Origin of the sequence: Mesorhizobium sp. M1273 (assembly GCF_040318195.1) — a bacterium.
GTDB lineage: Bacteria > Pseudomonadota > Alphaproteobacteria > Rhizobiales > Rhizobiaceae > Mesorhizobium.
Map to the genome: position 1 here is coordinate 102,143 of NZ_JAMYLV010000014.1, position 23,574 is coordinate 125,716.

Consider the following 23,574-nt stretch of genomic DNA (forward strand, 5'->3'; position numbering starts at 1 on the left):
CGCTCAGGATCGTTCCTGCCGCAGCATGGCGACAACGCGGTGCACGCTCTCCAGCGTCTCGTCGATCTCGGCTGCAGTGTTGTAATGAGCGATGCCGATGCGCACCACGCCCTGCTCGGCCGGAATGCCGAGCTGGTGGACGATCTCCCAGGCGTAGTTGTGGCCGGACCACAGGAAGATGTTTTCGGCATTCATCTGCCGCACGATCGTCTCCGGCACGATGCCTTCGACAGTGAACGACACCGTCGGCACACGCTCATTGATCCGCTTCGGATCGGTGATGCCGTGGATGGTCAGGCCGGCAATATCCGACAGACCGTCGATCAGCTGTTGCGCCAGCGGGTTCTCGTAAGCGATTGAAACTTCGAAGGCCTTGGCGATTTTCAGCCGACGCGATCCTTGCGCGCCGGCTGCCGCGCCCAACTCGGCAAAATAATCGACCGCGGCCGACAGGCCGGCCATCAGTTCGATTTGCGGCGTGCCGAGCTCGAAGCGCTCCGGCAGGGCATTGGACGAGCAACGGCATTTATACGGCTTAAGCGCATCGATAACGTCCAGCCTGCCCCACAAAATTCCCATATGCGGGCCGAAGAACTTGTAAGCCGAGCAGATCAGGAAATCGCAGCCGAGGTTTTGGACGTCGATCAGGCCATGCGGCGCGAACTGGACGGCATCGACGTAGACCAACGCACCAGCCCGCCTGGCGATGCCAGTCAACGCCTTCACCCGGTTGATCGACCCGGTGAGATTGCTGGCGTAGTTGAGCGCGACGAGCCGCGTCCTCTCGGAAAGCAGCGCGGCGAGCGCCGCCTCCTCGATCTGCCAGCTCTGCTGGTCGAAAGGCAGCCAGCGCACGACAAGGCCAAGGTCTTCAGCCAGTTGCAGCCAGGGTGAGACGTTGCCCTCATGATCCATGCGGGTGAGGATGATCTCGTCCCCAGGCTTCATCGTGCGGCCGAGCGTTTGCGACATGTGGTAGGTCAATGTCGTCATGTTGGCACCGATGATGATTTCCTGCGGGCTCGCAGCGCCGAGAAAATCCGCCATCGCCAGATGGGCCTCGTCCACGATGTCTTGTGCTGCAACGGTGGTCTCGAAGAAGCCGCCGAGGTTAGCATTGGTGGTCAGCAAGCAACGCGATACGGCGTCCGCCACCGCCTGCGGGACCTGCGTGCCGGCAGGATTGTCGAGATAGATGCGCCGGCGGCCCTTGTCGATCAGCGACAAAGCCGGAAATTTCGCGCGCACCGCGTCGATCCGGAAGTCCATGGCTGTTCCCCTCCTTATGACGATCGGACAACCACGTCCCGACGCATCAAGGGCACGGATTGCCGACGCGCTGGTGGATCGCATCAACGGCTTTCTGCATGTCCTCGGTCCAGACCACGTCGGCGGAAGAGAGCGCCATTTCGAGTTGCGAAATGGTGGTGGCGCCGATGATGTTCGAGGTGACCAAGGGCCGGTTCGAGACATAGGCATTGGCAAACAGCGCCGGCTCCATGCCGAATGTGCGCCCCAATCGGTTGTATTCGAGCTGCACCTCGGCAGCATTCGGAGTCTCGTAGCGCTGGCCGCGGTTGAACAACTGCGAGCGCGAGCCCTGCGGCCGCGCGCCATGATCGTATTTGCCGGTCAAATAGCCTTGCGCCAGCGGCGAATAGGCAAGCAGCGACACCTGCTCGCGCTCGCAGACTTCGGCTAGGTTCACCTCGAAGGTGCGGTTGACGAAATTATAGGCGTTCTGCACGGAGGCGACGCGCGGGCCGAGGCCCTTGTCGGCTTCGCCAATGAAACGCATGACGCCCCAGGAATTCTCGTTCGACAGGCCGAAATGGCAGATCTTGCCGGCCTTCACCAGTTCATCGAATACGGCAAGCGTCTCGGCGATCGGCGTCTCGCCCTCCGGCACGCCGGCGGCATCGGAGCGTCGCGGCACGGCGCCGATCCGGTTCGGATTGGCGCCCCACGGCACGTCGCGTTCCGGCCAATGGATCTGATAGAGGTCGATGTAATCGGTGTTGAGCCTGGCCAGCGATTTCTCGACTGCGTCGAAGATATCGGCGCGCACCAGCTTCGACGGGCGGTCGCCGCGAAACCAGGTGTTGGCGGTGCGGCCGACCACTTTCGAGGCGATGATCATCTGGCCGCGATTGCGCTTCGCCTTCATCCAGTTGCCGATGATTGTCTCGGTACGGCCTTGTGTCTCCGCCTTGGGCGGGATCGGATAGAGCTCGGCGGTGTCGATGAAATTGACGCCGCGCGCAAATGCCAGATCCATCTGGGCGTGACCGTCCGCCTCGGTGTTCTGCTGGCCCCAGGTCATCGATCCGAGGCAGATTTGCGACACGAAAAGATCGGTCTGGCCGAGACGGCGTTTGTGCATGGAGTTTCTCCGGCGGGAATTTTTTGCGCGGCTGCGCGAGGAGGACGCAATAGCATACAGGAAAGCGCCGCCCGCTTCCAAGCCCACGGATGGAAGGTCAGGCGACTTTCCCGGGACGCTGGCGGACAGGGTTTATCCCTGCGGCTAATAAAAAGCCGGACTGCATTTTCATGCAGTCCGGAAGTTCGCCAGGAATGGCGAGGAAAAAACCGGCCAAGTGCCGGCATAGACGCCTACGGTCAAAGCGCCGCAGAAGTTTCGCCGGACCAGCCGAATTATGTCAAAAAAGATCAGGGCAGCATGGCTGCCATGCGAATGCTGCACTGCACAATCGTCATGATCTGCTTATATTGACCGCCTTGGAGGTTCAATAAGGGGCTTGAATCATGGGATTCTTCACTGAAATGTTCGCTCGTCCGCGTCCGCGGGAACAGCTGCGCTATCGAGCGGCGCTGGCGCTGCTCCATTCGATGAGCAATGCCGATCGCGCCGATATCGGCGTCAAGCCGGCCGATTTCCCGCGCATCGCCCGGGAAATGTCCCTGCGCTAAACAACCGTGAGATATCCGCCCTGGCGGATATCTCACGAGCGGATCTCAACGCGATCCGAGGAAGATCGACTTGCCCAATGGCACGCCGTTGTGGCGCAGGATGTCGTAGGCGGTGGTCAGGTGGAAATAGAAATTGGGCATGGCGGCATGCAGTAGATACTGCATCCCCGGCATCGAAACCTCGCGTCCCGCAAGCCGCAGTTCGACTATCCTGTCATCTGAACCATCGAATTCGGCCGCCGAAAATGTCGCGAGATAGTCGAGCGTCTTGGTAAGGCGGGCCTGCAGATCAGCGAAGTTCGCCTCATTGTCCTCGTATTTTGGCACCTCGCGTCCCGCAAGCCGTGACGGGGCGCCTTTGGCGTGATCGGTGGCAATCTGTACCTGCCTGGTCAGCGCAAACATGTCCGGCGCCAGCCTCGCCGTCAGATACACCTGCGGATCAATCTTGCGATCAGCCGCATTTTGCTCGGCAATGTTCAGCACATTGGCTAGTGCCTTCAGCCTCGCCGAAAATACCGGCACGGATGCTTCATACATTGATATGGTCACAAGAAATCTCCACGCGGCCCGACTGCCGAGGGCGAGAGGTAGCGCCTTCGCAGGCGATTGTTCAAGCGTCACCACGTCGCCGCAATCGATATGATAGGATTTTTCATCGAGTGGAGGTTCCCGATGAGACGCGCCCTTTTTGCAGCGACCGCTTTTGTGTCTCTTGCCATTGCCGGCCAATCGGCGCTCGCCGCAGACGCGCCTTATATCGACGACAGGTCGAATGCCGAAGCGGTCATCCGGTCACTTTATAGTGCCATCAGCCGGCACGAATTCGCGCGCGCCTGGGATTATTTCGGCGACACCAAGCCGGCCAAGGATTTCAATTCCTTCGTCAAAGGCTATGACAGCACGGACACGGTCGAAGTCAAAACCGGTGGCGTATCCGAAGACGGGGCTGCCGGCAGCATCTACTATAGCGTTCCGGTCGCCATCCGGGCGACGGCCAAGGACGGCAGCGAAAATGTCTTTGCCGGCTGCTATACGCTGCGCCAGATCAACGCCTCGATCCAGGAACCGCCATTTCGCTCGATCTTCATCGATAAGGGTGCGCTGAAACCCTCAAAGGCCGATTTCGAGGATGCCGTGCCGGCAAGCTGCGGCGAAGGACGGCCGCCGCCGAAGAAGGACGTAGCGCTTGAGCAAGCCAAAAAGGCGTTTGCCGCGACTTATGGCGACCAGTGTGACAAGGATCTTTTGGCGCAGGAGCCGGACATTTTCTCGATCCACTATAAGGGCAAGGATGCGTCTGCCAGTGATCCCGAAAGCGAAACGCGGCTTTTCCATTTCGGCTGCTCGGCCGCGGCCTACAACGAAAACTCGATCTATTACATGAGCGACGACGTGCTTGGCGTGAGACAATTGCAGTTCGCCGAACCTGAGATGGACATCCGCTACGAGAACAATGACAGCGACGGCAAATTGCTGGGCATGACCATAGTTGGCTTCCAGACCTCCGGCTGGGCAACTAATTCCGATTACGACGAAGAGACCAAGACGATCACCAGCTTCAACAAATGGCGTGGCATCGGCGATGCCTCTTCATCAGGGACCTATCTGTTTCGCAACGGCGATTTTTCCCTGGTCCAGTACGATGTCGACGCGTCTTATGACGGCGAGGAAAATCCGCAGACGGTCGTCGACTACAATACCGCGCCTTAGGGAGCCTTCGACAACATCCAATTGAGCGTGCCGCGCCAGTCGGTCATGCGGATAGGGGTGCCATGCGTGCCGGTCTCGAAGCGGACGAAGCGGGTCGGATAGGCTTTCGATTTGGCCAGAATCGATCGGAAGAAGGCTTCCTGTTTCTCGATTGGAAACACCGGGTCCTTGCTGCCCTGGCCGAAGAAGACCGGCACACGACGCTTGAAGGCGGGGCTTGAGAAGAAACTCTCGTCCCATAGCGAGCCGAGCAGCAGCAGCCCGTCGATGCGCCCGCCGGTGTCATGGCGGGCGGCCAGCTTCCAGCATATTGAGCCGCCCATCGAGCCGCAGGCGACGAAGATTTTTGCGCTCGGCGATTGTTCGGCATAGTGGTTGATCAGCGCGGCGATCTGGGTCGCACCGGTGTCGCCGAAATCGGAAAAATCCGGCGACAGATAGAGGCCGCCATTGCCGGCCATCAGGTTCTTGATGCGGTTGAAATTGCCGCCGAAGGTGAAGTCGTCAATGCCCTGCTTGCGGCTGCCGCCCTGCCCGTGCAGATAAAGCACGATGATGCTGGCGCCCCCGGTCTTGCCGACGGCAATATGGCGGACATCGCCTGCATCGGTCGGCAGCAAGAGATCGTGCTGCACCTTACGCACGCCGGTGTCGGAGTATTGCGCGTGTACACGACGCTCAGGCACTTCGTCACGAGCGTTGATGTCGCGCAGCTCACGATAATCGATGACCGTATAGGCGCCGTTGCTCTGGGACCAAAGTGTGGCCGGATAGGCGAACAGATCGTCCTTGAAGGGTTTGAGTTCGAGAGCGTTGGCGTAGGCGGCACAAGAGAGCGACAAAAGAATCGCCATCAGCAGGGCCGGGAGGCCGGAGGGAGGCAAGCGGAAGCAGGAACGAAAGGCCATCCCTCAGCCATGCGTTTTTCGGCTTCGGTTTGTCAATCCTGCAGCACGCCGCCGGCGCTTTCCAGCGCCTCGCGCGTGTCGACATCGACGGCTGCCCCTTCGCCGATCTCGACATCGATGACGTCGAGCCCTTCGGCCTCGACCAGATGGCGGGCACCGGTATCGCCTTCGAGGTGAGCGATCGCGGCAAACAGCGAACGCGGCAGCAGCACCGGATTGCCGCGCCGCCCATCGTGCGAGGCCCGCACCACCGATCGGCCTTCGGACCTGCAGAACGCCTCGATCAGCCTGTCGAGGTCGGCCGAGGCGACGCCGGGCATATCGCCGAGGACAATCATGGCGCCGGCGGCGTCGCCGGAAATCTTGGCGATGCCGGCCTTCAGCGACGAAGACAGACCCTCGGCAAAATCCGGATTGTCGGCGAAGGTCATATCGAGGCCAGACAGTGCACTGCGCACGCGCTCGCTCTGGTGGCCGGTGACGACGATGGTGGCCGCGGCTTTCGAACCGACCGCGCGTTCGGCGGTGCGGCGGACCAGGGGCTTGCCATCGAACAGTGCCAAGAGCTTGTTCGGCCCGCCCATGCGGCTGGAGCGGCCGGCGGCCAGAAGCACGATCTCGATCTTTGGTTCGGCTTTGGCCGGCAACGGCTCGCGGGGTTGCGGCCGCGTCGGAATTTCCATCAACAGCCCGCCGACACCCATGCCGGCAATATCCCTGGCGGTCACGTCGAGACCGGCGATCAGCCGGTCAAGCACCCAGTCAAAGCCGTTCTCCTTGGGACTGCGGGCGCAGCCCGGCGCACCGATGATGCGCTTGCCGCCTAGAGTGCCTAGCACCAGCAGATTGCCGGGATCGACCGGCATGCCGGCGCGGATAACAGTGCCGCCTGCCTTTTCGATGGCAGCGGGAACGACGTCGCCGAAATCGGCCATCGCCGAGGCGCCGAAGATAACCACCATATCGTTGTCGCGGATCAGCGAGGCCGCAGCCTCGGCGACGGGGATAATTTCATGCAGGGTTCGACGCTCCGCCGTCAGCCTGCCGCCCGAACGCGCCAGGCGCGCTTCGGTGACGCGCAGCGTCTTGTCGAGCACGCTGGGTTTGATGCCGGGCAGCACCGTCTGGATGACGCCGACGCGCACCGGCTGATAGGCGTTGACCGCAAATATCTCGCCGCCGGCGCAGATCCTTGCCACGGCATCGACCAAAGCGGAGGCGACCGCAAATGGGATGATCTTCACCGTTGCTACCATCTGACCTTTTTCGACCGGCGCATGCTGCGCGAGCGTGGCGATGGTTATCGTCGGATCGACGGCGTTGATGGCGTTGATCATCGCCGCGTCGACGGTGAACATGCCGGCAGCCTGCGCGTGGAGGTTGACCCTACCTGTCGCGGCGGGCTTCGCCTCGATGTTGCGATGGATCATGGATGCGGCGATCTTTTCGGCGGCGACGTCCTCGCTGAGATCATCGGGCGCCAACACCGCCGCTACGACCTCGGAAATGCCAGCGGCCGTCAACAGGGACACATCCCCGGCGCTTAGCCTGTGCGCCTTGCGGAAGCGGCGCTCTCCGACCGTGGTGGCGTGCGCAAGCACTGCCCCTTCTGCCGTATCGATCGCAACGGGACCAAATTTCACGCGACCGCGCCTTTGGATTCGAGGCCGCGGGAGCGAAAGGCGTGGATCGCTTGCGCCAACACCGCGACGGCGATCTCGGCGGGGCTGGCGGCGCCGATGTCGAGGCCGATCGGGGCATGAATGCGGGCGATCTGGTCGGCGGTCGCTCCCGAAGCCAGCAGGCGTTCCACACGTTTGGCGTGGGTCTTGCGGCTGCCGAGCGCGCCGACATAAAAGCAGCCGGCGTCGAGCGCCGCCTTCAGCGGGAAATCGTCGATCTTCGGATCGTGGGTGAGAGCAGCCAGCGCCGTATAGCTATCGAGCGGCTGACGGGTCAGCACATCCTCTGGCCATTCGGCATGCAGCGCGATATCGGGAAAACGATTGGGCGTGGCAAAGGCCGTGCGCGGATCGATGATCTCGACAGGATAGCCGGCGATCCTGGCCATCGGTGCCAGCGCCTGGCTGATGTGGACGGCGCCGATCACCACCAGGCGCGGCTGCGGCAGATGTGCGTTGAGGAAGAAGGTCCGTCCCTCAGCTTCGACCGAACCGGAATTGCCGGTGCGAAATGCCTTGGCGATGGCCGCCCCGAGTTCGCCAGCTACCCGGTCGCCCTCGCGCACGACACGGTCGCGGCCGTCGCCGAGATCGGTGACCAGGATTGCCGCGCGGCGGGCGCGGCGTTCGGCGTTGAGTGTCTTCAGCGCATAGGGATCCATTCGAGATCAACCCAATCTTTCTACATAGACCTTGATGCGGCCGCCGCATGACAGGCCGACTTGCCAGGCGGTCTCGTCTGCGACGCCGAATTCGAGCATTTTGGCCTTGCCGCTATCGATAACATCGACCGCCTCGGCGACCACGGCGCCTTCGACGCAGCCGCCCGAGACGGAGCCGTGGAAATTGCCTTCGGCGTCGATGACCAGGTGGCTGCCGACCGGGCGCGGCGCCGAGCCCCAGGTCTCGACCACGGTGGCAATGGCGACATCCTTGCCGTCCTTCATCCAGCCCTCCGCGATGATCAGCGGGTCGCGGGCCCCATCGAGATAGATACTGCGTTCCATGATTTTCTCCCTGGCAGACATGTGGTTATGCGACGCGCTTCACGCCAGCCTCGATCCACGGGCGCGCGTCGACCGAACGCATAAAAAACAGCACGGTTGCCAGCGACCGGTCCGCCACATAATCCGCACGGGTCAACAGATCGAGCGTCTCGTCGATCGTCCGCGGCGCCGGACGCGGTTTTCAACTCGGTCATCCTGTCTTCGCCGACGCGGCCATCTGAAAGCCTCTACAAAGCGTGGTAGCCGCGGTTGTGATAGATCAGCGGCCGCAAATTATCGCCGATGCGCAAACCTGTAACCTTGCCAAAAAGCACACGGTGGGTGGCCAGATCCTTGGAGTCGATCAGTTCGCAGTCGAAGACGGCGAGCGCACCCTTCAGCGTCGGCGCACCGGTCGAGATCACATCCCATTCGGCCAATGCGAAACGCTCCTCGACCGGCAGGCCGGTAATGCCGGAAAAGCCGATCGACAGCGGCTCCTGATCCGAAGCCAGCGTGTTCAGGGCAAATTTGCCGTTTTCCACGAACGGCTCGTTCTTGGGATTTTCACGATTGAGGCAAACCAGGATGGTTGGCGGCGTGTCCGACACCGAGCAGGCCGCGATCACCGTCGCGCCGCGCCTGCCGGCAGGGCCATCGGTGGTGACCACATGCACATGGCCAGCAAAATGGGCCATCGCGTCGCGGTAGGCCTGCGGCCCGATGTCATTCTTCTTCAGCACCGATGATTTTCCACTAGTCAGAACCAACCGTTATATATGGGGGGATATTGCAGGCCACAAGCGAAGTGCTTGACCTATATCCCGAATTCGCGTGTTGCGCCAAAGCTGGCCAGCCTTTAGGTCTTGACGGCATTGGCGCCGGCAGAACACGCGATCGGCGCGGAGGAATTCTTCGCTCGCATGCGACGTTGGACAACCACAATAGCGGTGCTGGCCTGGCTCTCGGTCGCCGGTAGTGCGAGCGCCGAGACGCTGCGGGTCGGCGTCGCGGCACCTTTGTCGGGGCCGTCGGCAATCCTCGGCAAACAGATCGAGGCCGGCGCGACAATGGCGGCTGAAGCTGACGGTACCGAGATCAGGACGATCGATGACGCCTGCACGGCCGACGGTGGCGCCGCCGCCGCGCGGGAATTCACCGCGGCCAAGGTCAACGTCGTCATCGGGTTTTTGTGCACCGACGCAATCGAGGCGGCTCTGCCGATCCTCAAGGATGCCGGCATACCGGTGATCACAGTCGGCGTTCGCACGGAAAGCCTGACCGACCGGCGCGCCAAGACCGGATGGCCGATCTATCGTCTCGGGCCGCGCGGCGACGACGAGCGCAATGCCGTCGCTGCCATCCTCACCCGCCTATGGCAGACCGAGCTGTTCGCCATCGTCGACGACGGTACGATCTATGGCCGCGAAATGGCCGAGACATTTCGGGCAGCCGCCGAGCAAGCGGCGCTGAAGCCGGTTTTCGTCGACACGTTCCGGCCGCAGCTCGATAACCAGATCGGCCTGATCGGCCGACTTAGGAAAGCCGGCGCAACGCATGTCTTTGCCGGCGGCGACGGCGATGATGTCGCCATTATGGGCCGGGATGCTGGCCAGCTAAATACCGGCATGGTGTTTGCCGGCGGCGAAGCGTTGCGCGCGCCGCTCGGCGACGTGGCTTATGCCGACGGCACGCTGATGATCGCGCCGCCCGAATGGGCCGATGTCGCCGACCCCAAGGTGCTGCAGAGCTTCGCCGGACAAAACATCGTGCCGGAAGGTTACACGCTGCCCGCCTATGCCGCGGTCGAGATCGCCAAGTCGGCTTCAGCATTGACGCAAAGCTCCGGCGAGAGGCTGGCCAACGTGCTGACCGCGCATGACTTCACCACGGCGATCGGACCGATCCGCTTTGACGAAAAAGGTGACCTGACGCAAAATCCTTATCGAGCCTTCCGTTTCGACGGCGGCCGTTTCGTGCCGGCGGAGAGCCAATGATGTCCAGCACAGGGATGTTCCATACGGGTCCGCGCAATCTCATCACGGACGTCGCCGGCCTGCGTGTCGGCAATGCGGCGAATGCCAAGCTGAAATCCGGTGTGACCACCGTCATCTGCGACGAACCGGCCGTGGCCGGCGTGCAAATCCTGGGCGGTGCGCCGGGCACCCGCGAAACCGACCTGCTCGAGCCGCACAATTCGATCCACGCCATCCATGCCGTGGTGCTTTCGGGCGGGTCGGCTTTTGGCCTCGACGCCGCGTCGGGGGTGCAGGCGGCATTGCGTGAAAGGGGCATCGGCGTCGAGGTCGGCGGCTTTCGCGTGCCGATCGTGCCGGCGGCGATCCTGTTCGACCTGCGCAATGGCGGCGACAAGGATTGGGGCCAGTATCCGCCTTACCGTGACCTTGGCTACGAAGCCGCGCAAGCCGCCGCGATAGACTTTGCGCTCGGCACTGCCGGCGCAGGTAGCGGGGCTTTGAGTTCCGGCCTGAAGGGCGGGCTCGGCTCGGCCTCGACAGTGCTGGACAGCGGCGTCACCATCGGCGCGCTCGCCGCCGTCAACCCGACCGGCTCGGTGACGGTCGCAGGGACCCGCCATTTCTGGGCGGCGCCGTTCGAGATCGGCGACGAGTTCGGCGGGTTAGGCTATCCCCACCCGATGCCTGACGATGCCAGAAAGGTCCTGCTGAAGTTCCGTGACAAGCATGCGGCAGAACAGGCGGAAACCGGCGCCAACACGACCATCGCCGTGATCGCCACCGATGCGGTACTCACGAAGGCCGCCGCCAAACGTCTGGCGATATCGGCACATGACGGCTTTGTCCGTGCCATTTGGCCGACACACACGCCCGCAGACGGCGATCTGGTCTTCGCGCTGGCAACGGGCAAGAGCGGCATTGAGCTCGCACCCAACGATGCCGTCGATCTCTACGCCGCGGCCGGCGCCACGATGGCACGCGCCATCAGCCGCGGCGTCTTTGCCGCGACGCCGGCCGAGGGCGATCTGTTCCCGGTCTGGTCGTCGCGCTGAACGCGCAACGCTCATTCGGGTGAGCCGTAGTCAGACTGGATTATGATCAGGTGGGTTCGGATTTTTCTTCCTCGAACGTGACCGCAACATCCGAGTTTGCCGACAGCCGCACCTTCTGGCCCTCGACCTCGGCGACAAGGCTGAGAGGAATGAAGTGGTGATGGCCCCTGTGAGCGCCCTCGCCGCTGTCGCGCTTGGTCAGCTTTATGCGATCTCCGTCAACCTTGTCGACGGTACCGACATGGACGCCGTCGGCGCCGATCACTTCCATACGTTCGCGAATCTTGGCTGCATCAATCATTGGGGGTCTCCCTTAGAGCGCCGCGCGTCCCTTTGAACGCGCAAAGGACGCTCTAAACATTTTGAATCAATGCACCGTGCCTTGCGAAAATCGGTCCGGATTTTCGGACGGCACGATGCGGTGAAGTTGCCGACAATAACAAACGACGGCCGGATTGGATGCATCGACTTTGTGTTTCAGTCAGCACGATCTTTTGACGGCATCGTGATAGGAATTTGAGGGCGTCGACCGCCGGAATGGAAAGCCCCATGCGAAATCTTGCCCTGTTTGCAGTCTGCCTGCTTGCCCCGCTTGCGACTTTGGCCGCCGCCTTCGCAGGCGATGTCGCCGAGCTTGAGATCCTCGGCTTCAGCAGTGACGGCGGGGTCTTTGCCTTCGAGGAATACGGCGTCCAGGACGGATCGGGATTTCCCTATGCGACACGCTATTATATCGACACGGCCGACGACAGTTTCCTGAAGGGTTCGCCGATACGTGTCCGGCTCGACGACGAGAATGCCACGGTGGCCGCAGCGCGGCTGCGGGCCCGGCAAAGGGGCGAAGCGATCGTCAGTCAGGCGGAACTCACGGCAAATCGCGGCATCACCGCCGGCTTCAACCCGGTGACCGAGCTTTCTGCCGATCCCTTCCGCATGGTGGTCAATCCGCGCCCGATCTTCTCGCCGGTCGACGATCCGCTCGAGTTCCGGCTCGACCAGATCGGCATGAATGACACCGAACGCTGCCAGAGCCAGGGCGAGATCAATGGCTTTCGCCTGCTGCGCATCGAGGCGAAGGATGGCGGCCAGACGAGGATCATTCACGAGGACAAATCGATCCCGCAAAGCAGAGGCTGTCCGAATGGCTACCAGATCGGCGCGGTTCAGACATTTTCGCTGGATAGCCTCAGCGCCTATGCCGTGCTGATCGCGGTGCGCCAATACGGCTTCGAAGGGCCGGACTATCGCTGGATCGCGGTAACCGGTCGCCTGTGACGTTCCCCGCCATGCGCTATCGCGCTCTGCGCCGTCTCCGCCGTGCTCTGCCGTCGCTGCGCACCGCATTTGCCGGTGCCTTGCTGTGGGCGGCAGCGATGGGCGCCAGCGCGCTGCTCAATCTGCTGCAGTACGATTGGGAGACCCCGGCAAAGGTCCGCTTCGTCTCGCTGCTTTATGCTGCCGGCGGCGCGCTGGCCTTCCCGGTTGGGCTGTTTCTGGCGCGGCTCGTCTCGCTCGGACGCCACTGGGAAATCGCCCTCGCCGCCGCCTTCGTCTGCCTTCTCGCCGCGACAATTACCTTCACCGGCGGCCTCTTTGGGCTGCAATACCGCTCCTACTATGTCCAATGGCATGCACCCGCGCTCACCATCACCTGGGTTTTCCAGTTCGTGTTCACGATGTTGACGGCGCTTTACCAGTTCGTCGTCCTCGGCATCCGGCTGTATTTTCCGCTCGGTTTCGTTGCACTCGCTGTCGCCAGTGTCTGGTTTGCGCGCCAGCAACGTTGAGCATTTTGCCTGCCTCTGTTAGGACGCGGGCAAATGCTCTCACAAGTCAGGACCGACTGATGATCCCTCGCTACTCCCGGCCGGAAATGGTGGCCATCTGGTCACCCGAAACCCGGTTCCGTATCTGGTTCGAGATCGAGGCCTACGCCTGCGACGCATTGGCCGAGCTCGGCGTCATCCCGAAGGAGGCCGCCAAGACCATCTGGGAGAAAGGCGGAGCGGCGAAGTTCGACGTCGACGCCATCGACGAGATCGAGCGCGTCACCAAGCATGACGTCATCGCCTTTCTCACCCATCTTGCTGAATTCGTCGGGCCGGATGCCCGCTTCATCCACCAGGGCATGACATCCTCCGACGTTCTCGACACCTGTTTTGCCGTGCAGCTCACCCGCGCCAGCGACATCCTGCTGGCCGACATTGACGGGCTGCTTGCGGCGCTCAAGCGCCGCGCCTTCGAGCACAAGGACACCATCACCATCGGCCGCAGCCACGGCATCCATGCCGAGCCGACCACCTTCGGCGTCAAGCTGGCGCAGGCCTATGCCGAATTCTCGCGTTGCCGCGAGCGGCTGGTGCACGCACGCGAGGACATCGCCACCTGCGCCATCTCGGGTGCGGTCGGCACCTTCGCCAATATCGACCCCTACGTCGAAGAATACGTGGCCAAGAAACTCGGACTGAAGCCCGAGCCGGTGTCGACGCAGGTGATTCCGCGCGACCGCCATGCGATGTTCTTCGCCACGCTCGGCGTCATCGCCTCGTCGATCGAGCGGCTGGCGATCGAGGTGCGCCATCTGCAGCGCACCGAGGTACTCGAAGCAGAAGAGTACTTTTCACCCGGCCAGAAGGGCTCGTCGGCGATGCCGCACAAGCGCAACCCGGTGCTGACCGAGAACCTCACCGGCCTTGCCCGCATGGTGCGCTCCTTCGCATTGCCGGCAATGGAGAATGTGGCGCTCTGGCACGAACGCGACATCTCGCATTCCTCGGTCGAGCGCATGATCGGGCCCGACGCGACGGTGACGCTCGATTTCGCGCTCTCACGCCTGACCAGCGTTGTCGACAAACTGCTCGTCTACCCCGACAACATGCTGAAGAACATGAACAAATTCCGTGGCCTTGTGCATTCGCAGCGCGTGCTGCTGGCGCTGACGCAAGCCGGTGTTTCGCGCGAGGACGCCTACCGGCTGGTGCAGCGCAACGCCATGAAGGTGTGGGAGCAAGGCGCTGATTTTCTTGAGGAACTTTTGGCCGACAAGGACGTTGTCGCAGCCTTGCCCGAGGCCGAGATCCGCGAGAAATTCGACTTGGGCTATCATACCAAGCACGTCGATACGATCTTTAGCCGAGTGTTTGGAGAAGCCTGATGATTTCGTCGGCCGGAGATTTCGATTTCCTCGCCCTGCCCGGGCGCGGCAATTCCGGGCCGGATCATTGGATGTCGCATTGGTGCCGGGTGTTCCCCAATTCGAGCCGCGTGCTGCAGGCCGAGTGGGACCGGCCAAAGCCTGAAGACTGGATCGGCCAAGTGGATGCCGCGGTGGCCGCCGCACCGCGCCGCGTCGTGCTGCTTGCGCATTCGCTGGCGGTGGCGACGGCGGTGAAGTGGGCTGCCGGCGCCAGTCAAAGCCAACTCGACAAGGTCGCGGCGGCATTCCTGGTTGCCGCGACCAATGTCGAGGATACCGATCCCTCATTCGACGCGGTGCGCCCGTTCGCGCCGATGCCGCTGAAGCGCCTGCCCTTCCCGACATTGGTGGTGGCGAGCCGCAGCGACCCACGCGTCACCTTCGACAAGGCGACCGCTTTTGCCGCAGCCTGGGGCGCGGATATCGCCGATGCCGGCGATCTCGGCCATATGGGAAACGAGGCGCGCCTGGGCGTATGGCCAGCGGGCCTGCTCATGCTTGGCCGCTTGCTCGAAAAAGCGAACCTCTAACCTACGCCTTACCGGGAACCGTCCTTATTACCGTGCCCCACGGATCCTCGCGGGTGGTCTCGCTTGCGGCATTGTCCGAGCGCATCTCGACCCAGGCCAAGCCGGAGCGGGCGGGATCGCGGCGACCGGCGCCGGCGCTCTGCCACGCATTTGCGCCAATGTGGTGATGATAGCCGCCGGACGACAGGAACACCGCCGCGCCACCGTACTTTGCCACTGTGTCGAAACCGAACTCCTGATGCCACCATGCTTCGGCTTCTTCCGGGCTGCCGACCCGCAAATGGACGTGGCCGATAATGCTGTTTTCCGGCGTGCCCTGCCAGCCGGCGTCACCGGCCGGCACTTCGGCAATGACCGACGGAATGTTCAGCCGCTCCGTCGCCATCGCGATCTTGTCGCCATTCCATTTCCAATCCTGGGGGCGGCGGTCGGCATAGATCTCGATGCCGTTGCCTTCCGGATCGGTCAGATAAAGAGCCTCGCTGACCAGATGGTCGGATGCGCCCTCGATGCCGATCTTACCGGCGATGGCGTGATTGATCCAGCGGCCGAGATCGGCCCGGCTGGGTAGCAGGAAGGCGGTGTGGAAAAGACCGGCGCTGCGCGGGTCATCGGGTTTCGCAGCCGGATCCGCTTCGATGTCGAGCAAAGGGCGATTGACTGCGCCGAGCGTAATCGTGCCGCCGGAGCGGGTCAGTTCCTGCAAACCGACGACTTTGCGATAGTAGGCAGCGAGATTTTCTGCATCGCGCGCCCGCAAGCCGACACGGGCAACGCTGACCGGGGTCGTCGCGGCAAAAGGCAGTTCGCTCATCAAAGTGCTCCGTTCAGCCGGCGCTCGACAAGCTTCCAACGAAGGAACCCGGCGCCATCAATCATTCTACGCCGTGTCCGTGCCAAAATCTCGGAACAGCCATTCTTTCTCAGCGACAGATCGTCGATCGCGATCGTTCACACAAGAGCGCAAGAAGCGAACATGGTGTTCACAATAGCGAGCAGAACCGGGCTGATGAGAGGCCGTTTGCGTGTCGCTGTTGAGTTCATACCCGGTTGCACCCGACAGCGCCTCTCGCTACATGCGCGCCATGAAAGTCAGGGAAGCAGATATTCTCATCGTGCCGGGCTACACCAATTCCGGCCCCGATCATTGGCAGAGCCGCTGGCAGTCGAAACTATCGACAGCGCGCCGCGTCGAACAGGCGGAATGGTCGAAGCCGGTGCGCGAGGATTGGACGGCCGGTGTCGCCAAGGCGGTTAACGAGGCCGAGCGGCCGGTCGTCATCGTCGCCCATTCGCTTGGCGTCGCGGCGGTCATTCAAGCATTGCCTCGGTTCGAGAGGCCGGTCGCCGGCGCTTTCTTCGTGGCGCCGCCCGATGTCGCCAATCCAGAGATAAAGCCGAGGCACCTGATGACCTTCGGCCCCTATCCGCGCGACCCGCTGCCGTTTCCGTCGGTGGTGATCGCCAGCCGCAACGACCCGTTCTGCGCCTTCGGCGTCGCCGAGGACATTGCCGGGGCGTGGGGCTCGCTGTTCATCGACGCCGGGGATGCCGGTCATCTCAACGCGGATTCCGGCTTCGGCCCCTGGCCTGAAGGCTCGATGACGTTCGCGAAATTCTTGACGGATCTCTAGAGCGGTTCACCGTTTCACGGAAACGGCGAACCGCACTATCTCTTTGTTTTGACGCAATTCCGGACGGAAAACCGTTTCACACTTTTCCTGGAATTGCTCTAGGAAGCGATCGAATCCCTGACGCTGCTCAGCAGGGTCTTTGCCCCAAGCGAAATCAGCGAATGCTCGGAACCCATCGCCAGCAGCCGGTAACCCATCGACACCACGCGACCGGCGATGGCCGGTTCCATCACATAGATCGCCGCATGCTTGCCGGCTTTGCGGGTGCGCTCGGCGATCGAGGCGACGGTCCCCATCATGCTCTCCAGCGTCGAACTGACGGTGGTGCCCTTCGACCAGGCGATCGAGAAATCCGACGGGCCAAGGAAGATACCGTCGATGCCCGGCGTGTCGAGGATGCCGTCGAGTGCATCAAGCGCGGCCCGCGTTTCGACCATGGCGAACGCCATGGTGCGCTGGTTGCTGTCGCGCAGCCAGTCGGCATAGTCGCCCTTGCCATGGCGCGGAAAAGCATAGGTCGGGCCCCAGGAGCGCTCGCCGAGTGGCGGGTATTTCATCGCGGCAGCAAACAGCTTTGCGTCCGCCACCGAATTCACCATCGGGGCGATCACCGCTTCGGCGCCGAAGTCGAGCGCGCGGCTGGCCATGTCGAAGCGGCCGACCGGGATGCGCACCAAAGCCGGCTTGTTGGCGGCCAGCACCGGCACAAGCCCGCGCAGCACGCTGTCCTCGTGATGGCCCCCATGCTGCATGTCGAGCGTAACCGCGTCGAACCCTTGCCTGGCCAGTATCTCGACCGTCAAGGCATCCGGCACGCCGGACCATGCGGTGAACAGCGTCTCGTCGACCGCAAGGCGTGACTTCAGGGACATTGGCGATTTCCTCTTTGCTTGCAGCAATTCAGCCGGAAATGACCGCAAAGGCAAAGAAAAACCGCGCGGTTAGGCCGGGCGGTCGATTGGTCCAGCATTCGATCGGTACCGGCTGAAAAATCAGGTGTTCTTGATCTGCTCGATCGCCTGCGCCATCAATTCATCCATGGTGCGGCGGATCTGATGGTCCGACTGGTCGATGCCCGCCGCATCGAAATCCTTGCGTATCTTGCGGAAAACGTCGTGATCGCCGGCTTCCTCGATGTCGCTGACGACCACTTCCCTGGCATAAGCGTCGGCATCGGTGCCGGATTTGCCGAGCTTTTCGGCAGCCCACAGGCCGAGCGCTCTATTGCGGCGTGCCGCAGCCTTGAACCGAAGTTCCTCGTCGAATGCGAATTTGCGCTCAAAGCCCTCTTCGCGGTCTTTCATGCTGCTCATGGCATCCCTCCGTGAAATCCGATTCGTTGTGCCAATATGTGTTGCCGGAGCACAAACCAAAAGGGCGCAGGCCGGTCAATATGCTACATTGCTTGCTGCGCTGCGGCATTTCGGTGCCCGAAAGCGGTTGATTGAAAGGATTTGCCGATTGAGCAAACAGTGCGATTGGGATAGACACCGGCATTGAACCCCACCGTCGCCATCTTATTTTAGGCAGACGGACAGGAACTGGTCGCTTGCCGCCTGCCCGCAAATCCAGAGAAAAATCAGATGAAAAATCGCCGCCGCATTTATGAAGGCAAGGCCAAGATCCTTTATGAGGGACCGGAGCCTGGCACGCTGATCCAGTTCTTCAAGGACGACGCTACCGCTTTCAACAAGAAGAAGCATGAAATCGTCGATGGCAAAGGCGTGCTCAACAACCGCATTTCCGAGCACATCTTCAACCACCTCAACCGGATGGGCATTCCGACGCACTTCATCCGCCGGCTCAACATGCGCGAGCAGTTGATCAAGGAAGTCGAGATCATCCCGCTCGAAGTGGTGGTGCGCAACGTCGCCGCCGGCTCGCTGGCCAAGCGCCTGGGCATCGAGGAAGGCACCGTGCTGCCGCGCTCGATCATCGAATTCTATTACAAGGCCGATGCACTCGACGATCCGATGGTATCGGAAGAGCACATCACCGCCTTCGGCTGGGCGAGCCCACAGGAGATCGACGATGTCATGGCGCTGGCCATTCGCGTCAACGACTTCCTTTCCGGCCTGTTCATGGGCGTCGGCATCCAGTTGGTCGATTTCAAGATCGAATGCGGCCGCCTGTTCGAAGGCGACATGATGCGCATCGTCGTCGCCGACGAGATTTCGCCGGATTCCTGCCGGCTGTGGGACGTGGCGACACAGGATAAGCTCGACAAGGACCGCTTCCGCCGCGACATGGGCGGGCTGGTCGAAGCTTATCAGGAAGTTGCCCGCCGACTCGGCATCATGAACGAGAACGAGCCGCCGCGCCCAGCCGGGCCGGTGCTCGTCGCATCGACCGACGGTGTCAAAGGCAAGCCGCACTGATGGCTTGCCCGCTCAACAGATGAACAGGAACATGTCCAGCGTGATCAAGGCCCGCATTACCGTAACCCTCAAGAACGGCGTGCTAGACCCACAAGGCAAGGCAATCGAGCATGCGCTGTCCGCAATGGGTTTCGGCGGCATCGGCCAGGTGCGGCAAGGCAAAGTTTTTGATATCGAACTTGCCGAGAGCGACAAGGCCAAGGCCGAAGCGGATCTGAAAGCCATGTGCGACAAGCTTCTGGCGAATACGGTGATTGAGAATTACGCGGTGGAGATCGCCTGAGGTGAAATCAGCCGTCGTCCTGCTCCCCGGCCTCAATCGCGACCGCGACATGATCGCGGCGCTGACCAAGATTTCCGGCACGCCGCCGGTCACCGTCTGGCAGACCAACACCGACATTCCCGATGTCGACCTGATCGCCATTCCCGGCGGCTTTTCCTTTGGCGATTATCTGCGCTGCGGCGCCATTGCCGCGCGCATGCCGGTAATGCGGGCTGTCGCCGAAAAGGCGGCCAAGGGCGTCATGGTCATCGGCGTCTGCAACGGCTTCCAGATCCTGGTCGAGGCAGGCCTGCTGCCGGGCGCATTGATGCGAAACACCTCGCTGAAATTCGTCTGCCGGCAAGTCAAGCTGCAGATTGCTAATGCCAACACGATGTTTACCCGCCGCTATCAGCCGGGCCAGGTCATCCGCGCGCCGGTGGCGCACCATGACGGCAATTATTTCGCCGATGCCGAAACGCTGGCCCGCCTCGAAGGGGAAGGCCAGGTGGTATTCCGCTATGCCGAAGGCACAAATCCCAATGGCTCGATCAACGACATTGCCGGCATCGTCAACGGCCGCGGCAATGTGCTCGGCCTGATGCCGCATCCCGAGAACCTGATCGAAGCGGCGCATGGCGGCAGCGACGGCCGGGCGCTGTTCGAAAGCGCGCTGGGCATCGCCGCTTGATACCTTCAATTTTCCTCCTGGAGCCACGGTCATGAAACTCTATTCGCGGCCGTTGTCGCCCTATTCGTCGATCGTGCGGGCGTTGGCCTACATCAAGAACGTGCCGCTCAAGCTCATTGCACCGCCGCCGGGGTTTCCCATCCCCGAGGCGTTTCGTGCCATCTCGCCGTTGAACCGGATTCCGGTGCTGATCACCGGCTCCGGCGAAACGATCGTCGAATCGGTGGTCATCGCCGAATATCTGGAGGAGCGCTTTCCCGAGCCGGCGCTGCTGCCGAGGGACTCGAAGGACCGGGCGCTGGTGCGCATGTTCGCCCGCATCACCGACCTCGACGTGCTCGCCCCGACCATGAAGCTGTTCGAGCTCCATTTCGTGCCGCAGCGCAACGAGGCGGAGATCAAGGCACAGTTCGCCCGATTGCATCACGGGCTCGCGGCAATCGAGGCGCGCATGGCGCATGGCCCGTTCGCGCTCGGCGACGACATCTCCTTCGCCGATGCCTGGCTGACGCCGACCCGCTTCGTCTTCAACAATTTCAGGGCGACGATCGGCCGCCCCGACCTGCTTGATGGCTATCCGAAATTCGATGCCTATGAGCAAATCGCCCTGCAGCATCCGGCGCTGTCGCGCGTCTGGGGTGAGATGACAGACGGTCTGAAGGTGTTTCTGTCCGAACTCGAGATGGGCGCCGCTTGACCATGCGATCGACACTCGCCCGCCTCGCCCTCGCCGCTTCCGCCGGTCTTGTACTCGCCTCCTGCCAGTCAGGCCCGAAGAGCGCGCCGGCGCCGGCGGGCAAGAGCGCGTCACTGCTTGCCATGGAGCAGGTGGCAATAGCTGCCCACAAATGCTGGATCGCCAGCAAGGACCCTGCCTTCAAATCGTACCAGATGGCCAACGAGCTGAATTCGTTCAGCGGCACGCCGCGCTTCCTGCTGGTGCCGGCCAAACATTATGGTGGAAAGCCGTTGCTGGTCGTGCAGGCGCAAGGCAATTCGAGCCGCGTCGACGTGTTCGGCCCATTGATGGCGGAACCGCTCGGCGCCCGCATCGGCTCGGACATTGCCCGCTGGCAGGCGGGCAATCCGGCCTGCGGCGCTGCTGCCTAGCCCAATGGGTCGCGTGCTGCAGATCGCCGGTCTGGTCGTCGGCCTGGCCGGGCTCGTCCTGCAGCTCTGCATCACCGTCCCGGCATCAATGGAAGCCGGCCGCGGCTTTGCCGGCTCGCTGGTCTTCTATTTCAGCTTCTTCACCATCCTGACCAACATCGGCGCGGTGCTCGTCCATGCCTCGTTGCTGTCGTCGACGGGTTATGCATGGTTTCCGGCCTTTTCCGCGCCACGGATGCGGGCGGGCGTAGCCGTCGCCATAACGCTGGTCCTCATCGTTTATGCAACGGTCCTGGCGCAGCTTTGGCAGCCGCAAGGGCTGTTCCTGCTCTGCGATGTGCTCCTGCACTATGTGACGCCGGTGTTGTTCGTGCTGTGGTGGCTTGTGGCAGGCGCCGACGGCTCGACGCGGTGGCGCGACATCTCCTGGTGGATGATCTATCCGATTGCCTATCTGGCCTACGCGCTGGTGCGGGCGCCGATTGCCGGTGAAGTGCCCTACCCGTTCCTCGATCTCGCCAAGAACGGCGCGACCAGCGTCGCCGTCTCGGCTCTGGCCATCACCGGGCTCTTTCTGATGCTGTGCATTGTGGCGGTGCTTGTGGACCACGGTGTCACGCGGATCAGGGCGGCGGGCGTCCGCTAAAGCGCTCGAACGCATCAGTCCCAGAACGGCCTCAGACCTTCACGATGGGCGTCGCAGCGCGAAATGCCGATGTCCTTGAGCTGGGCGTCGGTCATCTCGAGCAGGACCAGCCGGCTGCGCCGGCGATCCATTAACCCGTCAATCCACCTCGCGAAGGATCTGAGCGTACGCACCAGCCGACTGACATAGGTTGGCCTGCCCGGCGGGCGCGCCACCTGCACCTGCAATTCAACTGCGGCGCAGCGGATTGTCTCTATTGTACCCATTTTCTTTCTGCCAAGATTGCAATTGTGCCCTTTTGTATTGCCCGTTTCATATGTATTGACTCTCACTTCGGTGCAATGTAGAAAATTGTCACCATGACAACTTGGCTTCCAGACCTTACCGGCGGCACTGGCCCGCTCTATCAGCGGCTTGCCGCTTCCATCGAGACGGACATCGACCGCGGCTTGATCGGTGCAGGGGCAAAGCTGCCGCCGCAGCGCGATCTGGCATACGACATCGGCACGACCGTCGGCACGGTCGGCAGGGCCTATCAATTGCTGCGCGAGCGGGGACTGGTCAGCGGCGAGGTCGGCCGCGGAACCTATGTTCTCGCTCAACGGTCGGAGAGCGCAAAGGCGGATTTCCTGGGGCCGGTCGAACAAGGCACGCGCTATATGGATGCGCCCGGCGACAAGCTGCGCTTCGATAGCACCGCCGCACCGGATGTCGGCCAGGGTGCCATCGTCGCCGACGTGTTGACACGCACGGCGCAAGACCATCCGCATGAGATTTCAAGCTATACTCGTGATTTCCCGGACCGCTGGTTCGAAGCGGGCAGGCGCTGGCTGTCGCGCAATTCCTATCGCCCGGCGGCGGATGCAATCGTTCCCACGCTCGGCACCCACGCCGCGGTGATGGCAACCATTGCGGGGCTCACCGCCCCCGGCGACTATGTCGTCTTCGAGCACCTCACCTATTCGCAGATCTCGCGCAGTGCCGGCCTGATCGGTCGCCGGACCGCACTGGTGGCGACTGACGACGAGGGCATCGATCCCCAGGATTTCGAGCGCGTCTGTGCGCAAAAGCACCCGAAAATGATGTTTTTGATGCCGACGGCCAAGAACCCGACACTGACAACGCTGTCGGCATCGCGCCGCGAGGCAATCGCGCATGTCGCCCGTCAATATAACGTCGTCCTGATCGAGGACGATCTCTATGGCGGACTGACCGATGACCCAACGCCTTTAATGGCCGAATATGCTCCCGAACGGACCATCGTTGCCGGCGGCCTGTCGAAATCGGTTGCGGCGGGTGTTCGCGGCGGCTGGCTCGCTTGCCCGCCGGCCTATCGTCACCGCATCCGGGTTGCCCACAAGATGATGACCGGCGGCCTGCCCTTTCTGCTGGCGGAGGTGGGCAGCCGGCTGGTGCTGTCCGGTCAGGCCGCTGAGATGCGCAAGCGCAGCATTGCCGAGATCGGTGCGCGCATCGCGATCGTGCGCGAGACACTCGACGGCTTCGATTTCAAGGCGCTGGATAACGTGCCGTTCGTCTGGCTCACTTTGCCGGACCCATGGCTTTCCGGCACTTTCAAGCAGGCCTGCCTCGAGCATGGCGTGCTCATTGACGACGAGGACGAGTTCAAGGCAGGGCGTTCCGAACAGGCCTTTCACGGCGTACGGTTTGGCATCTCCCAGCCGCGGCAGCGGGACGATATCGCGCACGGCGTCGCGGTAATCCGGCGGCTTCTGGACGAAGGCCGCGCCGGCTACGACAGCTTTTCTTGAACCGGCTTGAAACCGGCGGGTCGAGTGGCGATCTTTCGCTACTTGCGGTCAGCTGTTGCTTTCCATCGTTTTAGTCATCCGACGGGGTGTATCGGCTGCAA

29 protein-coding genes and 1 pseudogene are annotated in these 23,574 nt (G+C 62.3%); 16 read left to right on the forward strand and 14 right to left on the reverse strand.

What is annotated here, in order from left to right:
• Positions 1-3 precede the first annotated feature (3 nt).
• Together NKH30_RS17100 and NKH30_RS17105 are read right to left on the reverse strand one after the other, a co-directional pair.
• Entirely contained in the window at positions 4-1,269 is a 1,266-nt protein-coding gene (locus tag NKH30_RS17100; protein ID WP_352996264.1) for a cysteine desulfurase-like protein, read from the reverse strand.
• A 46-nt stretch (positions 1,270-1,315) separates the two neighbouring features.
• Positions 1,316-2,383, reverse strand: a complete 1,068-nt coding sequence (locus NKH30_RS17105; RefSeq protein ID WP_352996266.1) for an aldo/keto reductase — start codon at positions 2,381-2,383, stop codon at positions 1,316-1,318.
• 386 nt (positions 2,384-2,769) lie between these two features.
• On the opposite strand from NKH30_RS17105, the gene NKH30_RS17110 reads away from it, so the two are divergent.
• Positions 2,770-2,934, forward strand: coding sequence for a hypothetical protein (locus NKH30_RS17110; RefSeq protein ID WP_023674744.1), 165 nt, complete (start codon positions 2,770-2,772; stop codon positions 2,932-2,934).
• Positions 2,935-2,979: 45 nt separating this feature from the next.
• Here NKH30_RS17110 and NKH30_RS17115 read toward each other — a convergent pair whose 3' ends face one another.
• A complete protein-coding gene (locus NKH30_RS17115; RefSeq protein ID WP_352766959.1) occupies positions 2,980-3,486 on the reverse strand; it encodes a DUF1993 domain-containing protein in 507 nt (168 codons plus the stop codon).
• 123 nt (positions 3,487-3,609) lie between these two features.
• Here NKH30_RS17115 and NKH30_RS17120 point away from each other — a divergent pair, with 123 nt between their 5' ends.
• Complete coding sequence (locus NKH30_RS17120) at positions 3,610-4,647, forward strand: DUF1176 domain-containing protein (RefSeq protein WP_352996268.1); 1,038 nt, start codon at positions 3,610-3,612, stop codon at positions 4,645-4,647.
• On the opposite strand, the gene NKH30_RS17125 is transcribed toward NKH30_RS17120, so the two are convergent.
• The 6 genes and pseudogenes from NKH30_RS17125 to NKH30_RS17145 form a co-directional block, all read right to left on the reverse strand.
• On the reverse strand, positions 4,644-5,501 hold the full coding sequence (locus tag NKH30_RS17125) for an alpha/beta hydrolase (protein WP_352996270.1): 858 nt from the start codon (positions 5,499-5,501) through the stop codon (positions 4,644-4,646). The genes NKH30_RS17120 and NKH30_RS17125 overlap by 4 nt on opposite strands.
• An 86-nt stretch (positions 5,502-5,587) precedes the next feature.
• Positions 5,588-7,198, reverse strand: coding sequence for an NTP transferase domain-containing protein (locus NKH30_RS17130; RefSeq protein WP_352996272.1), 1,611 nt, complete (start codon positions 7,196-7,198; stop codon positions 5,588-5,590).
• Positions 7,195-7,899, reverse strand: coding sequence for an XdhC family protein (locus tag NKH30_RS17135; RefSeq protein WP_352996274.1), 705 nt, complete (start codon positions 7,897-7,899; stop codon positions 7,195-7,197). Before NKH30_RS17135 ends, NKH30_RS17130 begins: the two co-directional genes overlap by 4 nt.
• A 6-nt stretch (positions 7,900-7,905) precedes the next feature.
• On the reverse strand, positions 7,906-8,244 hold the full coding sequence (locus tag NKH30_RS17140; RefSeq protein ID WP_352996276.1) for an XdhC family protein: 339 nt from the start codon (positions 8,242-8,244) through the stop codon (positions 7,906-7,908).
• A gap of 85 nt (positions 8,245-8,329) precedes the next feature.
• A pseudogene (locus NKH30_RS33160) lies at positions 8,330-8,438 on the reverse strand (AAA family ATPase); the annotation flags it as partial.
• 33 nt (positions 8,439-8,471) lie between these two features.
• Positions 8,472-8,966 (reverse strand): flavin reductase, encoded by a 495-nt coding sequence (locus NKH30_RS17145; RefSeq protein WP_352457772.1) that lies wholly within the window; start codon positions 8,964-8,966, stop codon positions 8,472-8,474.
• A gap of 180 nt (positions 8,967-9,146) precedes the next feature.
• Between NKH30_RS17145 and NKH30_RS17150 the strand changes: the two genes are divergently transcribed.
• Together NKH30_RS17150 and NKH30_RS17155 are read left to right on the forward strand one after the other, a co-directional pair.
• Positions 9,147-10,220, forward strand: coding sequence for a branched-chain amino acid ABC transporter substrate-binding protein (locus NKH30_RS17150; RefSeq protein ID WP_352474016.1), 1,074 nt, complete (start codon positions 9,147-9,149; stop codon positions 10,218-10,220).
• A gap of 14 nt (positions 10,221-10,234) precedes the next feature.
• Positions 10,235-11,254, forward strand: coding sequence for a P1 family peptidase (locus NKH30_RS17155; RefSeq protein ID WP_352996306.1), 1,020 nt, complete (start codon positions 10,235-10,237; stop codon positions 11,252-11,254).
• A 46-nt stretch (positions 11,255-11,300) separates the two neighbouring features.
• Here NKH30_RS17155 and NKH30_RS17160 read toward each other — a convergent pair whose 3' ends face one another.
• Complete coding sequence (locus tag NKH30_RS17160) at positions 11,301-11,555, reverse strand: DUF2171 domain-containing protein (RefSeq protein ID WP_352474015.1); 255 nt, start codon at positions 11,553-11,555, stop codon at positions 11,301-11,303.
• A gap of 248 nt (positions 11,556-11,803) precedes the next feature.
• Between NKH30_RS17160 and NKH30_RS17165 the strand changes: the two genes are divergently transcribed.
• Genes NKH30_RS17165 through NKH30_RS17180 form a run of 4 tightly spaced genes read left to right on the forward strand, consistent with a single transcriptional unit; the run spans position 11,804 to position 14,980 of the window.
• Entirely contained in the window at positions 11,804-12,529 is a 726-nt protein-coding gene (locus tag NKH30_RS17165; RefSeq protein WP_352772745.1) for a DUF2259 domain-containing protein, read from the forward strand.
• A gap of 11 nt (positions 12,530-12,540) precedes the next feature.
• The gene (locus NKH30_RS17170; RefSeq protein ID WP_352614092.1) at positions 12,541-13,041 is read left to right on the forward strand and encodes a hypothetical protein; all 501 of its coding nucleotides are present in this window, start codon (positions 12,541-12,543) and stop codon (positions 13,039-13,041) included.
• A 59-nt stretch (positions 13,042-13,100) separates the two neighbouring features.
• Positions 13,101-14,408: an adenylosuccinate lyase gene (gene purB / locus NKH30_RS17175; RefSeq protein WP_352576020.1), complete on the forward strand. Its 1,308-nt coding sequence runs from the start codon at positions 13,101-13,103 to the stop codon at positions 14,406-14,408.
• Positions 14,408-14,980, forward strand: coding sequence for an alpha/beta hydrolase (locus NKH30_RS17180; protein ID WP_352637835.1), 573 nt, complete (start codon positions 14,408-14,410; stop codon positions 14,978-14,980). The genes purB and NKH30_RS17180 overlap by 1 nt, the downstream gene beginning before the upstream one ends.
• Position 14,981: 1 nt before the next feature.
• On the opposite strand, the gene NKH30_RS17185 is transcribed toward NKH30_RS17180, so the two are convergent.
• Entirely contained in the window at positions 14,982-15,794 is an 813-nt protein-coding gene (locus tag NKH30_RS17185; RefSeq protein WP_352772752.1) for a VOC family protein, read from the reverse strand.
• Between the two features lie 271 nt (positions 15,795-16,065).
• Here NKH30_RS17185 and NKH30_RS17190 point away from each other — a divergent pair, with 271 nt between their 5' ends.
• On the forward strand, positions 16,066-16,614 hold the full coding sequence (locus NKH30_RS17190; RefSeq protein WP_023674728.1) for an RBBP9/YdeN family alpha/beta hydrolase: 549 nt from the start codon (positions 16,066-16,068) through the stop codon (positions 16,612-16,614).
• Between the two features lie 98 nt (positions 16,615-16,712).
• On the opposite strand, the gene NKH30_RS17195 is transcribed toward NKH30_RS17190, so the two are convergent.
• Both NKH30_RS17195 and NKH30_RS17200 read right to left on the reverse strand, forming a co-directional pair.
• Positions 16,713-17,486: an HpcH/HpaI aldolase family protein gene (locus NKH30_RS17195; RefSeq protein ID WP_352772754.1), complete on the reverse strand. Its 774-nt coding sequence runs from the start codon at positions 17,484-17,486 to the stop codon at positions 16,713-16,715.
• A gap of 120 nt (positions 17,487-17,606) precedes the next feature.
• Positions 17,607-17,927: a DUF1476 domain-containing protein gene (locus tag NKH30_RS17200; RefSeq protein WP_254817651.1), complete on the reverse strand. Its 321-nt coding sequence runs from the start codon at positions 17,925-17,927 to the stop codon at positions 17,607-17,609.
• Positions 17,928-18,197: 270 nt separating this feature from the next.
• Here NKH30_RS17200 and purC point away from each other — a divergent pair, with 270 nt between their 5' ends.
• From purC to NKH30_RS17230, 6 genes are read left to right on the forward strand one after another with little or no spacing between them, the layout of a single operon-like run.
• A complete protein-coding gene (gene purC, locus NKH30_RS17205; protein WP_023674725.1) occupies positions 18,198-18,992 on the forward strand; it encodes a phosphoribosylaminoimidazolesuccinocarboxamide synthase in 795 nt (264 codons plus the stop codon).
• 40 nt (positions 18,993-19,032) lie between these two features.
• Positions 19,033-19,275, forward strand: a complete 243-nt coding sequence (purS, locus tag NKH30_RS17210; RefSeq protein ID WP_352541430.1) for a phosphoribosylformylglycinamidine synthase subunit PurS — start codon at positions 19,033-19,035, stop codon at positions 19,273-19,275.
• A 1-nt stretch (position 19,276) separates the two neighbouring features.
• A complete protein-coding gene (gene purQ, locus NKH30_RS17215; protein ID WP_352996279.1) occupies positions 19,277-19,945 on the forward strand; it encodes a phosphoribosylformylglycinamidine synthase subunit PurQ in 669 nt (222 codons plus the stop codon).
• 31 nt (positions 19,946-19,976) lie between these two features.
• A complete protein-coding gene (locus NKH30_RS17220) occupies positions 19,977-20,642 on the forward strand; it encodes a glutathione S-transferase family protein (protein WP_352474653.1) in 666 nt (221 codons plus the stop codon).
• Positions 20,643-20,644: 2 nt separating this feature from the next.
• Positions 20,645-21,055, forward strand: coding sequence for a hypothetical protein (locus tag NKH30_RS17225; protein ID WP_352474652.1), 411 nt, complete (start codon positions 20,645-20,647; stop codon positions 21,053-21,055).
• A gap of 4 nt (positions 21,056-21,059) precedes the next feature.
• On the forward strand, positions 21,060-21,701 hold the full coding sequence (locus tag NKH30_RS17230; protein ID WP_352996281.1) for a Pr6Pr family membrane protein: 642 nt from the start codon (positions 21,060-21,062) through the stop codon (positions 21,699-21,701).
• 14 nt (positions 21,702-21,715) lie between these two features.
• On the opposite strand, the gene NKH30_RS17235 is transcribed toward NKH30_RS17230, so the two are convergent.
• Positions 21,716-21,967 carry a DUF1127 domain-containing protein gene (locus tag NKH30_RS17235; RefSeq protein WP_352996283.1) on the reverse strand — a complete coding sequence of 84 codons (252 nt, stop codon included), beginning with the start codon at positions 21,965-21,967 and terminating at the stop codon, positions 21,716-21,718.
• A 93-nt stretch (positions 21,968-22,060) separates the two neighbouring features.
• Between NKH30_RS17235 and NKH30_RS17240 the strand changes: the two genes are divergently transcribed.
• Entirely contained in the window at positions 22,061-23,473 is a 1,413-nt protein-coding gene (locus tag NKH30_RS17240; RefSeq protein WP_352996285.1) for an aminotransferase-like domain-containing protein, read from the forward strand.
• Positions 23,474-23,574 lie beyond the last annotated feature (101 nt).

Bases quoted from the DNA above. Each gene is read 5' to 3' on its own strand.
- NKH30_RS17100 (WP_352996264.1), bottom strand. From the start codon at position 1,269: ATGGACTTCCGGATCGACGCGGTGCGCGCGAAATTTCCGGCTTTGTCG.
- NKH30_RS17105 (WP_352996266.1), bottom strand. From the start codon at position 2,383: ATGCACAAACGCCGTCTCGGCCAGACCGATCTTTTCGTGTCGCAAATC.
- NKH30_RS17110 (WP_023674744.1), top strand. From the start codon at position 2,770: ATGGGATTCTTCACTGAAATGTTCGCTCGTCCGCGTCCGCGGGAACAG.
- NKH30_RS17120 (WP_352996268.1), top strand. From the start codon at position 3,610: ATGAGACGCGCCCTTTTTGCAGCGACCGCTTTTGTGTCTCTTGCCATT.
- NKH30_RS17125 (WP_352996270.1), bottom strand. From the start codon at position 5,501: ATGGCGATTCTTTTGTCGCTCTCTTGTGCCGCCTACGCCAACGCTCTC.
- NKH30_RS17135 (WP_352996274.1), bottom strand. From the start codon at position 7,899: ATGGATCCCTATGCGCTGAAGACACTCAACGCCGAACGCCGCGCCCGC.
- NKH30_RS17140 (WP_352996276.1), bottom strand. From the start codon at position 8,244: ATGGAACGCAGTATCTATCTCGATGGGGCCCGCGACCCGCTGATCATC.
- NKH30_RS17150 (WP_352474016.1), top strand. From the start codon at position 9,147: ATGCGACGTTGGACAACCACAATAGCGGTGCTGGCCTGGCTCTCGGTC.
- NKH30_RS17155 (WP_352996306.1), top strand. From the start codon at position 10,235: ATGTTCCATACGGGTCCGCGCAATCTCATCACGGACGTCGCCGGCCTG.
- NKH30_RS17160 (WP_352474015.1), bottom strand. From the start codon at position 11,555: ATGATTGATGCAGCCAAGATTCGCGAACGTATGGAAGTGATCGGCGCC.
- NKH30_RS17165 (WP_352772745.1), top strand. From the start codon at position 11,804: ATGCGAAATCTTGCCCTGTTTGCAGTCTGCCTGCTTGCCCCGCTTGCG.
- NKH30_RS17170 (WP_352614092.1), top strand. From the start codon at position 12,541: ATGCGCTATCGCGCTCTGCGCCGTCTCCGCCGTGCTCTGCCGTCGCTG.
- purB (WP_352576020.1), top strand. From the start codon at position 13,101: ATGATCCCTCGCTACTCCCGGCCGGAAATGGTGGCCATCTGGTCACCC.
- NKH30_RS17180 (WP_352637835.1), top strand. From the start codon at position 14,408: ATGATTTCGTCGGCCGGAGATTTCGATTTCCTCGCCCTGCCCGGGCGC.
- NKH30_RS17185 (WP_352772752.1), bottom strand. From the start codon at position 15,794: ATGAGCGAACTGCCTTTTGCCGCGACGACCCCGGTCAGCGTTGCCCGT.
- NKH30_RS17190 (WP_023674728.1), top strand. From the start codon at position 16,066: ATGAAAGTCAGGGAAGCAGATATTCTCATCGTGCCGGGCTACACCAAT.
- NKH30_RS17195 (WP_352772754.1), bottom strand. From the start codon at position 17,486: ATGTCCCTGAAGTCACGCCTTGCGGTCGACGAGACGCTGTTCACCGCA.
- NKH30_RS17200 (WP_254817651.1), bottom strand. From the start codon at position 17,927: ATGAGCAGCATGAAAGACCGCGAAGAGGGCTTTGAGCGCAAATTCGCA.
- purC (WP_023674725.1), top strand. From the start codon at position 18,198: ATGAAAAATCGCCGCCGCATTTATGAAGGCAAGGCCAAGATCCTTTAT.
- NKH30_RS17220 (WP_352474653.1), top strand. From the start codon at position 19,977: ATGAAACTCTATTCGCGGCCGTTGTCGCCCTATTCGTCGATCGTGCGG.
- NKH30_RS17225 (WP_352474652.1), top strand. From the start codon at position 20,645: ATGCGATCGACACTCGCCCGCCTCGCCCTCGCCGCTTCCGCCGGTCTT.
- NKH30_RS17230 (WP_352996281.1), top strand. From the start codon at position 21,060: ATGGGTCGCGTGCTGCAGATCGCCGGTCTGGTCGTCGGCCTGGCCGGG.
- NKH30_RS17235 (WP_352996283.1), bottom strand. From the start codon at position 21,967: ATGGGTACAATAGAGACAATCCGCTGCGCCGCAGTTGAATTGCAGGTG.
- NKH30_RS17240 (WP_352996285.1), top strand. From the start codon at position 22,061: ATGACAACTTGGCTTCCAGACCTTACCGGCGGCACTGGCCCGCTCTAT.